This window comes from Marinobacter sp. (genome assembly GCF_033722735.1).
GTDB lineage: Bacteria > Pseudomonadota > Gammaproteobacteria > Pseudomonadales > Oleiphilaceae > Marinobacter.
Window position 1 is genome coordinate 224910 of the sequence record NZ_JAWVYN010000001.1, and the last position, 13737, is coordinate 238646.

Annotated in this window: 9 protein-coding genes; 2 read left to right on the plus strand and 7 right to left on the minus strand. The window is 61.8% G+C overall.

Going from position 1 to position 13737, the window contains the following annotated elements:
• The first annotated feature begins 187 nt into the window (after nucleotides 1–187).
• Entirely contained in the window at nucleotides 188–946 is a 759-nt protein-coding gene (locus R3175_RS01015) for a glucose 1-dehydrogenase (protein ID WP_318941674.1), read from the plus strand.
• Nucleotides 947–973: 27 nt separating this feature from the next.
• On the opposite strand, the gene R3175_RS01020 is transcribed toward R3175_RS01015, so the two are convergent.
• Nucleotides 974–1636 carry a dienelactone hydrolase family protein gene (locus R3175_RS01020; protein WP_413231697.1) on the minus strand — a complete coding sequence of 221 codons (663 nt, stop codon included), beginning with the start codon at nucleotides 1634–1636 and terminating at the stop codon, nucleotides 974–976.
• Nucleotides 1637–1639: 3 nt separating this feature from the next.
• Entirely contained in the window at nucleotides 1640–3562 is a 1923-nt protein-coding gene (gene ftsH / locus R3175_RS01025; protein ID WP_318941675.1) for an ATP-dependent zinc metalloprotease FtsH, read from the minus strand.
• A 150-nt stretch (nucleotides 3563–3712) separates the two neighbouring features.
• On the opposite strand from ftsH, the gene R3175_RS01030 reads away from it, so the two are divergent.
• On the plus strand, nucleotides 3713–4132 hold the full coding sequence (locus tag R3175_RS01030) for a hypothetical protein (RefSeq protein ID WP_318941676.1): 420 nt from the start codon (nucleotides 3713–3715) through the stop codon (nucleotides 4130–4132).
• Between the two features lie 19 nt (nucleotides 4133–4151).
• On the opposite strand, the gene R3175_RS01035 is transcribed toward R3175_RS01030, so the two are convergent.
• The 5 genes from R3175_RS01035 to R3175_RS01055 form a co-directional block, all read right to left on the minus strand.
• Entirely contained in the window at nucleotides 4152–5996 is a 1845-nt protein-coding gene (locus R3175_RS01035; RefSeq protein WP_318941677.1) for an ATP-binding protein, read from the minus strand.
• A 52-nt stretch (nucleotides 5997–6048) separates the two neighbouring features.
• Nucleotides 6049–6591: a response regulator gene (locus R3175_RS01040; protein WP_318941679.1), complete on the minus strand. Its 543-nt coding sequence runs from the start codon at nucleotides 6589–6591 to the stop codon at nucleotides 6049–6051.
• A gap of 5 nt (nucleotides 6592–6596) precedes the next feature.
• Nucleotides 6597–7940, minus strand: a complete 1344-nt coding sequence (locus R3175_RS01045) for an HD domain-containing phosphohydrolase (protein WP_318941681.1) — start codon at nucleotides 7938–7940, stop codon at nucleotides 6597–6599.
• Between the two features lie 39 nt (nucleotides 7941–7979).
• Complete coding sequence (locus R3175_RS01050) at nucleotides 7980–11192, minus strand: EAL domain-containing protein (protein WP_318941682.1); 3213 nt, start codon at nucleotides 11190–11192, stop codon at nucleotides 7980–7982.
• Between the two features lie 288 nt (nucleotides 11193–11480).
• Nucleotides 11481–13736: an ATPase, T2SS/T4P/T4SS family gene (locus tag R3175_RS01055; protein ID WP_318941684.1), complete on the minus strand. Its 2256-nt coding sequence runs from the start codon at nucleotides 13734–13736 to the stop codon at nucleotides 11481–11483.
• Nucleotide 13737 lies beyond the last annotated feature (1 nt).

Sequence of the window (13737 nt, forward strand, 5' to 3'; positions counted from 1 at the left end):
GCCTCTGCCTGCCCCCACTGAGAAGTATATATCCAGCCGTGTTTGAGGCCCTGATATAGGTCAGCCAAACGCGGAAAGCCATCGTTGCCCCGGGGCGTCCCGCCTGCGCCAGCACTGATCCAGATCACGGCGGATGAGCCACCGACGACTATGTTGGTATGAGCGGATGAATCAGGAGGACAAGGTGATGATTCAGCCAACCGACAAGGTAGCCCTGGTCACCGGTGGCAGCGCCGGCATTGGCAAGGCGGCGGCCTGGGCGTTTGCCCGGCGCGGCGATACGGTGGTGATCTGTGACCGGGACTGGTCCCGTGGTGAGGCCCTGGCGGACGACATCTGCCATGAAGAGGGGCAAGCGCAGTTCGTGCAGGCGGACGTCTCCCGGGAGGTGGACGTCGCCCATCTGCTCAAGACCATCGTCGACATCCACGGCCGTCTCGATTACGCCTTCAATAATGCCGGCATTGAAGGGGAGATGAACGAGACCGCAGACTGCACGCTGGAGAACTGGAACCGCACCATCGCCATCAACCTCACCGGCGTCTTCCTCTGCCTGAAAGAAGAGATCCCGCTGATGCTGAAACAGGGTGGCGGGGCGATCGTCAACATGGCGTCGGTGGCAGGACAGGTGGGCTTCCCCACGCTACCGGCCTACTGTGCGTCCAAGGGGGGCGTGATCCAGCTCACCCGGGCGGCGGCTCTGGAGTATGCGACCCGTAATGTCCGGATCAACGCCGTTTGTCCGGCAGTGATCCAGACCGAAATGATCGAGCGGATTACCCATAACGATCCGGAGGTACAGGCGCAGTTCCAGCACTTTCAGCCCATGGAGCGGGCGGGCCATCCCAATGAGGTAGCCGATGTATTGCTGTGGCTTTGTTCGGACCAGGCCAGTTTTGTAACCGGACAGGCCATTGCGGTGGATGGCGGTTACCTGGCGCGCTGACAAACGGCGAACGGGCGTTAAGGCGCCCTAGACCAGCTCCCGGAGGAACCAGTCCCGGGCCAGTTCCGCCACTTTCTCCAGCTTGCCCGGTTCCTCGAACAGATGGGTGGCGCCGGGCACGATGGTCAGCTCGTGGCGCGTGTTGAGCCGCTGCGCCGCCTGTTCGTTCAGATCGATCACCACCGTGTCGTTGCCGCCGACCAGCAGCAGCGTTGCCGCTTGCACGTCGGGCAGGGCGGTCATGGCCAGGTCTGGCCGGCCCCCCCGGGATACCACCGCCTTCACCTGATCTGGCCGGACCGCCGCGGTATTGAGGGCGGCCGCGGCCCCGGTGCTGGCACCGAACAACCCCAGGGGAAACGGTTTCAGCCGGTTCCGGCTCTGTATCCAGTCCACGGTGGCCACCATGCGTTCGCTGAGCAGAGCGATGTCGAACCGTAGGGCGCGGGTCCGCTCGTCGATGACTTCTTCATCGGGCGTTAACAGGTCAAACAGCAGGGTGGCCAGTCCCGCATCCTGGAGCACCTCCGCTACATACCGATTGCGGGGACTGAAGCGGCTGCTGCCACTGCCGTGGACAAACACCACTAGGGCGGAACTCATTTCGGGCAGGGTGAGGGTGCCTTGCAGGGGGACGTTGCCGGCATCGATGGTGATGTCTTCCGATTGGGGGTAAGGGAATCGGGTCATGACCTAATCTCCCTTGGTAGAGGATCTATCCTTATTATCGCCGTTTGCCCGGGGCCCTGGAAAGTAACTGAGCTGGGAGTGGGTGGATGGCGCCAGACAGCGTTCGATGTCGTCCTTAAGCAGGGTTTCCTCGGCCATCAGGCGCTCCACCAGCCGGTCCATGCCGTCCCGGTGTTTGCGAATCAGCTCCGTCGCCACCGATTGCGCCTGCTCCAGCAGTTGGCGGACCGCCTCGTCCACGGCCTCGGCGGCGTGTTCGCTGTAGTGGCGCGGTTGGGCGATCTCCCGGCCAAGGAAGGGGTGGCCTTCGCTGTCCCGCAGGTCCACCGGCCCCACGGCGTCGGACATGCCCCAGCGGCCCACCATGGACCGGGCCAGGGCGGTCGCCTGCTTGATGTCATCGTCGGCGCCGGAACTCACGCTGCCCAGGAGTTCCTTCTCGGCTGCCCGGCCGGCCAGCATCACCGTCAGGCGGTCCCGGAGGTATTCCTCCGCGTAGGTGTGACGCTCCTCGATGGGTAACTGGTGGGTGCCGCCCAGGGCCTGGCCCCGGGGTACAATGGAGACCTTGTAGAGCGGATCGGCATTGGGCAGGAAGTGTGCCGCCAGGGTGTGGCCGGATTCATGGACGGCAAGGCGGCGTTTCTCGGTCGGCGAAATGGCCAGGGCCCTGGGCGTCCCCATGATGATCTTGTCCCGGGCTTCGTCGAAGTGGGCCATGGTGACCGCGTCGGCTTTTTCCCGGGCGCCCAGCATGGCCGCCTCGTTCACCAGGTTCTTGAGGTCGGCCCCGGAAAAGCCCGGTGTGCCGGCGGCGAGTTGTTCCAGGGCCACGTCCGCGCCGAGCCGGATCTTTTTCGTATGCACCTGCAGGATGGCCACCCGGCCTTGCTGGTCCGGCAAATCCAGGGTGACGTGACGGTCAAACCGGCCCGGCCGCAACAGGGCCGGGTCCAATACATCCGGCCGGTTGGTGGCGGCGAGCACGATCACCGCCTCGTGGCCGGAGAAGCCATCCATCTCCGCCAGGATCTGGTTCAGGGTCTGTTCCCGCTCGTCGTGACCGCCCCCCAGGCCGGTGCCGCGGGCACGTCCGATGCTGTCCAGTTCGTCGATAAAAATGATGCTGGGGGTGTTCTTCTTGGCGGTCTCAAACAGTTGCCGCACCCGGGAAGCGCCCACCCCCACAAACACCTCGATGAATTCCGAGGCAGAGATGGAATAGAACTGTACCTCGGCCTCGCCCGCCAGGGCCCGGGCCATCAGGGTCTTGCCGGTGCCGGGCGGTCCCATCAGCAGTACGCCGCGGGGCACCTCGGCTCCCAGGCGCCGGAACGCCTCCGGGTGCCGCAGGAATTCGATGAGTTCCATGACCTCCCGCTTGGCATTGTCCTGGCCGGCGATGTCGTCAAAGCGGGTCTCGGGAATGTAACCGCTGATCTTGGCCTCCAGGCGCCTGCTGAAATCGAAGGGCGTGCCGCCGCCCCCGTAGCGGCTCAGGGTGCGCCGGGATAGCCAGACAAAGTAGAGCAGAAGCAGCAACCAGGGCAGCAGTCTGATAAGAATGGTGGTCAGCGAGCGATCCTCGCTGGCCTCCACCTCGATACGAACACCCTGCTCTTCCAGCCGTTGCAATAATTGGTCGTCCCCGGTTTCCGGCATGCGTGTTTCGAACCGGCCGAGGCTGGTGTTTTGTGAGGAGAGGTACTGGGGCGCGCGGAATTCGCCAACTATCTCCTGGCCCTGCAAGGTCACGGAAGCGATTTCGTCCTGGCTGAGATAGGTCTTGAAGTCGCTGTAGGGAATTGGCGCGACCTCGGACTGCCCGTCCGAATCCAGCATCTGAACGGCCGCGTAGCCAAGGACGATGGCGATCCACAGCAGGACCCAATTGAATGAGGGCTGTTTGGGTTGCTCCTCGGGCATGGCATATCCTTCCGGGTAAGGGAACCATTCAATTATCCGCCTGCTGAGGGAAAGATGCATTGATTTGACGCATTTCCCCGGCGAACCGGTAGGGGAGGCCGGGGACTGCTATGCTTCAGGTGGTGGCTTCAAAAGACGGAATGGTATGCCATGGACAAGGACGAACAAGCACTCTACGAGGGGTTGCAGGCATTATCCGACGGTACGTTCCCGAAGAAGTGCAATAACTGTGGCCGTTGGTTCGATTCGGCCGAGACTTTCATTGCGCAATCCGAGTCGGTGTCCTCCGGCAGCGGCCTGAAAAAATCCCTCGACGATGACGATCAGCCGGTGGTCATGCTGTTCCGTAATTGCGTGTGCGGCTCCACGTTGATGGATTTCTTCGCCGACCGCCGCAGCACGACCGCCAGCGGCGCCCGACGCCGGGCACAGTTCGACGAACTGTTGCAGGTTCTGCAACGGCGTGGCTTGACGAGCGCAGAGGCGCGGACAGAGTTGCGCAGGTTGATGAAGGGGCAGGCCAGCGCCCGGCTCGAGTCACTGGGGATTCACCTCGGTACCCGGGAGTAGCGTCCCCTCGGATCGGCGTTCAAGCGCTCGAGCCGTGGTCGAGGTAGCGTTCCACCAGCCCTACGATGGCCTCGGACTCGGAGCCACCGGCCATTCGTTTGACCGTTCTGGCAAAGTTGGCGTATTGGGTGCCAATGGAGAGCAGGTGATCGGCGTATTTGCGGATCGATCCCATGTCCCCCATGAGGGCCAGTTGATGGAGAATCGCAAGCTCCGCAGCCGGTGGTGGTTCCAGCGTGTCGGTGGCGTCCGCCTCCGGAACTCCCGTTGCTGCTTCAGCGTTGTATCGCCAGGTCAGCTCCAGAAGCCGGCCTACCTGGGACAGGAACTGTTCCAGGTCGATGGGTTTGGTGATGAAGATATTGGCGCCCGCAGAAATGGATGCGCTCTCGTCCTGCGGCCGGGCGCTGGCGGATGCCATGATGACCGGCGTGGCTTCCAGGCCGGGGGTTGAACGCAGGGATTGGGTTGCCTCGATGCCCCCCATGACCGGCATCACCAGGTCCATGACGATCAGGTCGGGTTGGACCTGCATCGCCACCTCCAAGGCCTGTTGTCCGTTTTCTGCTGACTCTACGTCGAAACCGAGGCCGGTCAGCAGGTCCTCGAGGACCGCCCGGTTGGGCTCGATGTCATCCACGACCAACACCCGGCGACGGGGACCTGAGTATCCGAGTGGCAGGGTATCGACGGGCGTGTTCAAGGCGGCCCCGGCCTCCATGGCAGGTAAGCGAATACTGAACTGGAAGCAACTGCCTTCGCCCGGCACACTGCTGACGGTGATATCCCCGCCCATCAGTCTGGCCAGACGCTGGCTGATCGCAAGACCCAGGCCAGTGCCGGAGTCTCGTCGATTCACTTCCCCCACCTGCTCGAAGGACTGGAAGACTTTGGCCAGGTCCTGCTTCGCAATACCCACGCCGGTGTCGGATACGGCAAAATCGATTTCATCCTCGCCGGGTTTGATGGTCCGGCTGGAGACCCTGAGAACCACGCTGCCCCGGTCGGTGAACTTGACCGCATTACCAAGGAGGTTCAGCAGGATCTGTCGTAACCGCTTTTCATCCGCAAAGATGCCTTGGGGTAGGTCCGGGCTGGCTTCGAGCGCCACCGACAGCGGTTTGTCGCCCGCCTTGACGGCGGCCACCTCAACGAGTTGATTCAGGAACGAGGGCAGATCGATGGCCTGGGGGGCCAACTCCAGCTTGTCGGCGTCAATTTTGGCCAGGTCGAGTACATCATTGATCAGGTCCAGCAGGTGGTTGCCGCTTTGAAGAATGTGGTCGAGCTTGCCCACCTGTGCATTGGTCAGGTTGGAATCCTGTTTCAGGATTTGCGAGAACCCCAGGACCGCATTCATCGGGGTGCGAAGCTCATGGCTCATATTGGCCAGGAACGCGTCTTTCGCCCGAATCGCTACCTCGGCGCGTTCCTTGGCCTGCACGAGTTCCTTGTTCTTTGCGACCAACTGCTCATTGGCCTCGGCGAACTGGCTGGGGCTGGGGATGCGTAACGCCATTGGGATCAACCGGACCAGCAACACCGCGGTGATCGTGGAGGCCACGGCGGTGATGGCTTTTACGAAGCCCTGGTGCCAGTAAACGGGGTTCCAGATGGTCCAGATCGCCATGAAATGGGTGGCGCCACAGGCCAGGATAAACACCCCGAAGGCGCTGAACATCCAGTCGAAGGGGATATCGCGCCGCCGGTAAATGAAGTAGGTCAGGGTGATGGGGATGGAGAAATAGGCGAGGGTGATCAGGGAATCGGATATGACATTCAGGAACAGCAGTTCCGGCGTCCACAGGTAGCAATGGCCATGGGGCATGAAGCCCTGTGAGCTGAACATGCTTTGCAAGGACATTGCGGCTCCCTCCAGATTACTGCCCGGTCACGGATCTCTGGCGCATCTAACTCTACCAGTGAATGTCATTGGCTTCATCGCTGAGGTCGATCAGGCCGTCGGCATCCCGCTCGAGGTGGGTGATACCGGGCATTTCCCGTTCCAGCCGCTCCAGCTCCGCCTGCTGGCGTTTCAGTCGGCTGCGCTGTACCCGTACGATTTCCGCCAGTTCGGCATTCTCTCGCAGCAGGTCGTTGTATTTGAGGGCGGTTTTCAGGGTGTGGAGGAACTCCTCGTCTTCCCAGGGTTTGAGCATGTAGCGGTAGACCTCGGACTCGTTGACCGCGTTGAGCACCCCCTGCATGTCCGCCTGTCCACTGAGGATGATCCTGAGGGTGTCCGGATGGTCCTGTTTGAACCGGTTGAGGAACTCCACGCCGCTCATTTGAGGCATGCGGTAGTCGGACACGACAATGTCGATTTCCCGATCCGCCAGGGCGCCCAGGGCATCGGCGGGATTGCTGAAGGTGAGCACTTCCCAGTCGGTCTTGCGCAATAGGCGGCTTAGTGACTTGAGGATCAGTTCTTCGTCATCGATCAGGGCAATGGTGGACATGGCGGCTACTCCTCGTTTTCCTGTTTGGCAACGTAGACGTTGACCCGGCGACCGTCGAGCTGCTCCATTTGCCGCAACTTGTTGATCATGTGGTCGTTTAGGCTGGACCCGGAGACCATCAGCAGGATGCCGCTGCGGTTGACCAGGTCTCGGGTCAGTACCATGCCGGGCTCGAGTTCCGATGGGGCACAGATCTTTTCGTGGTCCTGGGTGAGATCGATGGCAAAGTCGTGGATCAGCGGTTGCAGCAGGGCTGCGATGTCCGGGTCGTAGCGTCGACCGGCGTACTCCGTAATGTAGCGGTAGGCCTGTTCCGCATCATGGGGCGTGGTGGTCAAGAGGCCGCTCTGCAGTCCCACGAAATCGTGGGCCACTCTCAGTATGCGGGCGCCCAACTCGATACTGTGTCCCTTGAGGTGGTCAGGGTAGCCACTGCCATCGTACAGCTCCATGTGCTGGCGGATGATCCTGGCAGTGGGGGCCAGGGCCGGTATGGAACTCAGGAACATTTCGCCCATTTCCGGGTATTTCTGGTAGACGTCCCGGTCACGGTAGGTGAGGTGGGCTTCGGCCCGGGTGAGGACGTCGTCGGGCAGGTTCAGCTTGCCGATCTCGTGCAACAGAGCGGCATAGTACACGTGGGCGGTCTCGACCCGGTCCAGCGACAAATGCTTGGCCAGTGCCTTGCTCAGGTCCGCAACCTGGCGGGACTGGCCCTTCTGCAGCTGAGGCCGGCTGCTGATCACCGTGGAAAAGACCCGGACAAAGGCGTCGTAACTGTTTTCGATCTGGCGAATCGCCTGCTTCAACATATCGGATTTTTCCTGGATTTCACGGGTGCGTTCGTTGACCCGTGCTTCCAGTTCCTCGTTCAATCGCCGCAACTCCTCGTTCTGGCGCCGGCTCTTGTCGATCAGGCGTTTCTTCTCCCGCTCCAGCCGGCGAATACGCAGGCCTTCCTCGATGGCCTCGAGCAGGGCGTCCTCATCCCAGGGTTTGCTGATGTAGCGGTTGATGCCGCCCTGGTTGAGGGCGCTGATGGCGGCGTTCATGTCGGCGTAACCGGTCATCAGGAAACGGACGCTGAAGGGCCAGCGTTTTCTGACCTCCGCGAGGAAGGTGGCACCGTCCATTTCCGGCATGCGCATGTCGGAAACGATCAGGTCGATGGGCCGTTCGGCAAGCACCTCCAGGCCCTGGCGGGCGCCCTCGGCGAAGTGGCATTCATAGGGGTGTTTGCGCATCAGCCGGCGCAGGGCAGACAATATCGAGGCTTCATCGTCCACGAACAGAATGCGGAACAGCGGCGGTGCATCAGTGGCGGTCGACTTGACGGCGGCGTTTGTCATAGTGCTGACCTCGGAGCTACTCATAGGGCTTTGGTCCGATTATTCATGGGAGGCCTCCAGGGGTTCGGCCTGACCGGCGGCCTGGTGCATGAACGCCTCCCGGATGTTCTGCCGGAGCTGGTCGTCTTCCCAGGGTTTGGTCAGGAACTTGTAGATCGCTCCCTCGTTGATGGCGTCGGTGACCGATTTGAGATCGGTAAAGCCGGACAACACGATGCGGATGGTATCCGGGTAGATGTCCTTGACCTGGCTGAGAAATTCGGTGCCGGATATTTCCGGCATGCGCTGGTCGGAGAGGATTACCTGAACGTCGTTCTCGGCGAGCAACCGGAAGGCCTCCTGGGCTTCGGTGGTGGCCAGGATGCGGTAGCCATCCCGTCGCAGCAGTCGGCTGAGGGCACGAAGGATGTTGGGCTCATCGTCCAGGATGAGCAGCGTTGGCCGTGCCTGGGGATCCTCCGGCTTTGACAGGCTGGCCGGCCCGGAACGCAATACGTCGGTCAGTTCCGCCAGGGGCAGGGGGTGGCTGAAGAGCCGGCCCTGAAGGACATCGCACTGATTGCGCTTGAGGAAGATGGCTTGGGCTTCGGATTCCACGCCGACCACCACCACCGACAGGCCGAGGTGGTGGGCCAGGGAAATGATACCCTTGGTGATGGAGGCGTCTTTCCGGTCGCTGATGATGTCCTTGATAAATTGCCGGTCGATTTTCAGTTTGGTGGCCGGCAGCTCCTTGAGGTAATTCAGGCTGGAATAGCCCTTGCCGAAGTCATCGATGACAATGCCAACGCCCAGATCCCGCAGGGCCAGCAGGTTCTTGATGCCCGATCCCGAGGCGTCCATCAGCAACACCGATTCCGTCACTTCCAGGATCAGGTTGGCGGGGGGCAGGTTTGCCGCCTTAAGTGCGTCGTGGACCAGCTTGGCAAAACCGGTTTGCTGAAGCTGAATGGGGGACACGTTCACCGACACCGTGTGTTCCGGGAAGCCCGAGTCGATTAGCGACCGGTTGTCCCGGCAGGCCTGCTGCAGGATCCACTGGCCAAGCCGGACAATCTGGCCGGTTTCCTCCAGCACCGGAATGAATTCGCCCGGCAGTAGCAGGCCCCGGTCCGGGTCCTGCCAGCGTATCAGGGCTTCCGATCCCACGTATTTGCCGGTACCACAGCTAACCTGGGGCTGATAGTGCAACTGAAGGTGGTGCTGCTCGATTGCCTGCTCCAGACGATTTCTCAGCTCCGCGCGTTTGTCGGCTTCCTGCCGCAGGTGGGCGCTGTACCACTGGAACGTGTTTTTGCCGGACTGTTTTGCCTCCAGCATGGCCATGTCCGCCTGCTGAACCAGGTCCATGGCATTGGGCATCTGCTTGTTGGAGACGGCGATGCCGATGCTGGCGGTGATATGCAACGTGTGTTCGTCGATGTGGAAGGGTTGGGCGAGTGCCTCGAGCAGCTTGTCCACGATCCTGACGGCGTCCTCCGGAGCCGCGAGGTCCGGCAACAGGATGGCGAATTCATCGCCGCCCAGTCGGGCGACGGTATCCCCCGGACGAACCCGCGATTCCAGACGCTTCGCCACCGCCTCCAGCAGGCGGTCCCCCAGACGCAGTCCCAGCGAATCGTTGACCAGCTTGAAGTTGTCCAGGTTCAGCAGCAGCACCGCCAACGCCAGTTGGTGTCGCTCGATCAGGCTAAGGGCCTGTTCGATACGGTCTACCAGCAAGGATCGATTGGGCAGGCCGGTGAGTACGTCGTGGCTGGCGTTGAAGGCAATGTCGGCCTGAGCCTGCTTGTGCTCGGAAATGTCGTTGAGGATCCCGACAAAATGGCTGGGCTCCCCACGTTCATCCGGTACCGGGGCGAAGTAGAAGTCGTTCCAGAAAGGCGTGCCATCCCGGCGATGATTTCGCAGGACCGCCCTGAACTCGGTGTTGTTCGACAGCGCTTCCTGAATCCGGTTACGGGTAGGCTCCAGGGCATCGGTACCCAGCAGCTTGCGACAGTCGTGACCGCGGGCCTCGTCCATCGAATAGCCGGTGATGCGTTCAAAGGCCGGGTTGCAATAAAGGATGGCGCAGTCCTGGTCCTGACCACTGGTGATCACTACGCCGTTGGAAGACACGTCGATGCTGCGTTGCAGCAGTTGCAGTTGCTCGGCGCTCCGTTTGCGCTGACTGATATCCCGCAAGGCCAGCAGCGTCCTTGTTAAACCCTGCCAGTGAATGGGCGTCGACAGCACTTCGAGCCATCTTGACGCCCCGTCGTCCTGAGGCAGTTCCACCTCCAGTGTCCGGCCAGGTTGGATTGCTGACAAGTGATTGGCCAGCCGGTAGAAGTCCTGCATTTCCGGGCCCAGCAGGGTCTCCGAGGCGGAATTGGCGTAGCAGAGCCGCTGGTCGCCGTCCACCACCAGCACGCCATCACGCATATCGTCCAGTAGGTTGAGGTAGGCCTGTTCACTGCTGCGGGCTTTGCTCAGGGCCATGATCCGGTCTGACACATCGGTCAGTATCAGCAGGGCGATGGTACCCTCGGCCAGGGCGATGTCCTGGCGGGACACCTCAACGTACAGCTGGGCGCCATCCCGGCGCCGATGCAATTCCAGTTCACAGTCTTCCGGTGGCCGGTAGCCGGTGAGCAGCGCGCCGGCTACCGAGGTCTGCTCGTCGTCCGCTGCTCTCAGGTTTTGCAGAGTGAGGTCCGTGGTCTGTTGCGCGGGCAGCCAATACATGGCCTTGGCCGCCCCGTTCAGTGCCACAATCCGCTCGCTGTCGGGGGTCATCAGGCACATGGCTTGGGGATTGGACTCAAACAGCACCCGGAAGCAGGCCTCGTTATGCACCAACTGGTTGACATGACGGTGATGCTCCAGGAGCCGACTGAGGCACCGTGACAAAGACTGCTCGTTCAGTTCGTTGAAGGGGAGCAGGGCCAGGTTGTCCAGGCTGGGCAGAGGCATGGGGTGCTCGCCGCCGGGCTGGTTGGTCAGCACGATGGCGGGGGTGGTGATTCCCCTCTCCCGGGCCTGCCGCACCAACTGCAGGGCCAATCCCGGACCCTGCAGACTCACCATGAGGGCATCGAAGGTCGAAACGCTGAGTGCCTGTAACCCGGCCTGGAGGCTGTGGCAGACCGTCCAGGATTCGGTGGATGCGCCTTCCAATCGGGTCTTGATCTGGCGCATCGTGTGTTGGTTATCGCTGATCAGCAACAGGTGCAGTTGCGTGGGAGAGCGATCGGGATCGGCTTGCATGGCCTTTACCTCCATCCTGGCTGGTGGTATCTGGCATGGACTGATCAACTCCATGACACCGGGACTCGGCCCGCGTTACGGCGAGACGGGAAGTGGCCTGATCGGTGGTTGGAGTTGGGTGACCGGAACTGTCTGGACTGAGCCGTCAGCGTACTCACCTTCCCTGTTAGGCCGGTGGGCCTTGGGGGATGGGCGCCGTCGGACGGGTCAGGGTTCCCTGTCCGGTTTCTATCAGCATAGCCCATAATTGGCTTTTCGCCGGTCGGAGTGAATCAGAGGCTCCTTCGCTCAGTTGGGCATATCCTGGGGCCCGAGTACTCGCAGGATCTCACCCGGGGTGGTCAGCCCGGCGCGTACTTTTTCTACGGCATCGTCGATGAGCAATTGCATACCATGTTCGCGGGCAATGGCCTCCAGCCTCAGTTCGCTGGCCCGGTCGGTAATGGCCTGGCGCAGGTCCTCGTTGACCGTCAGCACCTCATGCAGGGCAATCCGACCCCGGAAGCCGTTGTGACACTGCTCGCACCCCCGGCCTTGGTAATAGGTCTGATGGCCGCCCTGGAAGGCTGGCCCCAGCTGCTGCAGCAATTCCGGCGATGGCGTGTCTTCCTCCTTGCAGGCGGGGCAAATCCGGCGGACCAGTCGCTGGGCGATGATGGCCGCCAGCGCGGAGGCCAGCACGTAGGGCTTGAGATCCAGGTCCAGCAGCCGGGCGATGGTGGCGGCGGCGGAACTGGTGTGCAAGGTGGAGTACACCAGGTGGCCGGTCATGGCGGCGTGGAAGGCGACGTCTGCGGTTTCCTCGTCGCGGATTTCCCCCAACAGGATCACATCCGGGTCCTGTCGCAGGATGGCCCGCAGCACGCTGGCGAAATCCAGTCCGATCCGTTCCCGGATGGGCACCTGACCGGCCATGTCGACGTGGTACTCCACCGGGTCCTCAATGGTGACGTAGTTGCGTTCCGGACTGGCATTGTGCTGCAGCAGGGCATACAGGGTGGTGGTCTTTCCGCTGCCGGTGGGGCCGGTGGCCAGGATGATGCCCTGGGGTCTGCAGACCACCCGCTTGAGGCTATTGAGGTTGCTCTTTGACAGCCCCAGGTCTTCCAGGGACTGGACCGAGGACTGGCGTTCCAACACCCGCATCACCACCTTCTCGCCATTGATGGTGGGCAGGGTGGAGATGCGTAGGTCGACAATCCGCAGCGGGGTCTTGACGGTGATACGGCCGTCCTGCGGCCGCCGCCGTTCGGTGATGTCCAACTCCGCCATGACCTTGATGCGGGAGACCACCGACATCAGCAGGTCGGCGGGAATCTGGATTTTGTCCTGCAGCACACCGTCGATGCGGTAGCGCACCACCACCGACTTGGTGCGGGGGTGGATGTGAATATCACTGGCACCCAGGCGCAGGGCTTCCAGTATGATGCCGTTCACCAGGCGGATAGCCGGGGGCTCCTCCGAACTGCCCAGAAGCTGTTCCAGGCTTTCGGAATCCTGGTCTTCGTCCAGCATTATCTCGATGCCCTCGTAGGGATCGTCCAGGCCTACCCGGGTGGTCAGGTCCTCCAGGTCCTCGTTGGTCTCCCCGAACACCTCCGCCAGCTTGCGCTCCATCTGGTCAAGGCTGCAGACCAGGGGCTGGATGGTGTAACCGGACATGAACGCCAGCTCATCGATCAGCGAGATTTCCATCGGGTCCACCATGGCCAGGTTCAGTCGCTTGGCCACCACATTCAGGGGCAGCAGCAGGTGACGGCGGCAGATGTTCCTGGGAATCAGGGACAGAAGGCTGGAGTCGATCTGGGTGTCGCGGATGTCGACGTCGTCAAACATCATCTCGGTTTTCAGCAGCTCGAAGATCTTGTCCGGATTCACCCATTCGTGTTCCATCAACAGCTTGATCACCGGGGTCTTGCGGGACTGCATCTCACGGTGCAGTTGCTGGATCTGGCGGCTGTTCAGCCAGCCTTTCTTGTGCAGCATGATGGCCAGCTGGCTGCGGTTGGTGACGCCCAGCTTGGCGATGGTCTCCAGGTCCTTGTTCTGTCGCTGGTTCTGGGCTTTCAACGCGCGGTTCTTCTGGATCAGCTCGTACTGCTCCAGGGCCAGGGCGATGGTCAGCCTCAGGTCATCCTCGTTCCAGGGTTTCAGCAGGAACCGGTATACGGCGCCGTCCTTGATGGACCCCATCACCGCATCGGTATTGGCGTGTCCGGTGAGCATCAAGCGGATGGTCTGTGGCCAGCGTTCGCGAACCTGTCGCAGCAATTCGGAGCCGTTTATACCCGGCATCATGAAATCGGTCATGATTAGCTCCACCGGCTGCTTCTCCAGCACTTCCAGGGCTTCCTGACCGGAGGAGGCGAAGTACAGCTCGTAGTTCTCACGGGCAAACACCCGCTTGAGGGCGGCCAGGATATTGGGTTCGTCGTCCACGAACAGCAGTCGATAGGGGGCCTTCGCCGAGGTTGGCTCCGCCTGAGGCTGTTCGTTTGCCGGGTCGCTCTGGTCGAGAAACAGCGCGCCGTATCTTCTGCTCATC

What these genes read in the sequence shown, in the direction of transcription:
- R3175_RS01015 (WP_318941674.1), top strand. Translation starts at nt 188, where the DNA reads ATGATTCAGCCAACCGACAAGGTAGCCCTGGTCACCGGTGGCAGCGCC.
- R3175_RS01020 (WP_413231697.1), bottom strand. Translation starts at nt 1,636, where the DNA reads ATGACCCGATTCCCTTACCCCCAATCGGAAGACATCACCATCGATGCC.
- ftsH (WP_318941675.1), bottom strand. Translation starts at nt 3,562, where the DNA reads ATGCCCGAGGAGCAACCCAAACAGCCCTCATTCAATTGGGTCCTGCTG.
- R3175_RS01030 (WP_318941676.1), top strand. Translation starts at nt 3,713, where the DNA reads ATGGACAAGGACGAACAAGCACTCTACGAGGGGTTGCAGGCATTATCC.
- R3175_RS01035 (WP_318941677.1), bottom strand. Translation starts at nt 5,996, where the DNA reads ATGTCCTTGCAAAGCATGTTCAGCTCACAGGGCTTCATGCCCCATGGC.
- R3175_RS01040 (WP_318941679.1), bottom strand. Translation starts at nt 6,591, where the DNA reads ATGTCCACCATTGCCCTGATCGATGACGAAGAACTGATCCTCAAGTCA.
- R3175_RS01045 (WP_318941681.1), bottom strand. Translation starts at nt 7,940, where the DNA reads ATGACAAACGCCGCCGTCAAGTCGACCGCCACTGATGCACCGCCGCTG.
- R3175_RS01050 (WP_318941682.1), bottom strand. Translation starts at nt 11,192, where the DNA reads ATGCAAGCCGATCCCGATCGCTCTCCCACGCAACTGCACCTGTTGCTG.
- R3175_RS01055 (WP_318941684.1), bottom strand. Translation starts at nt 13,736, where the DNA reads ATGAGCAGAAGATACGGCGCGCTGTTTCTCGACCAGAGCGACCCGGCA.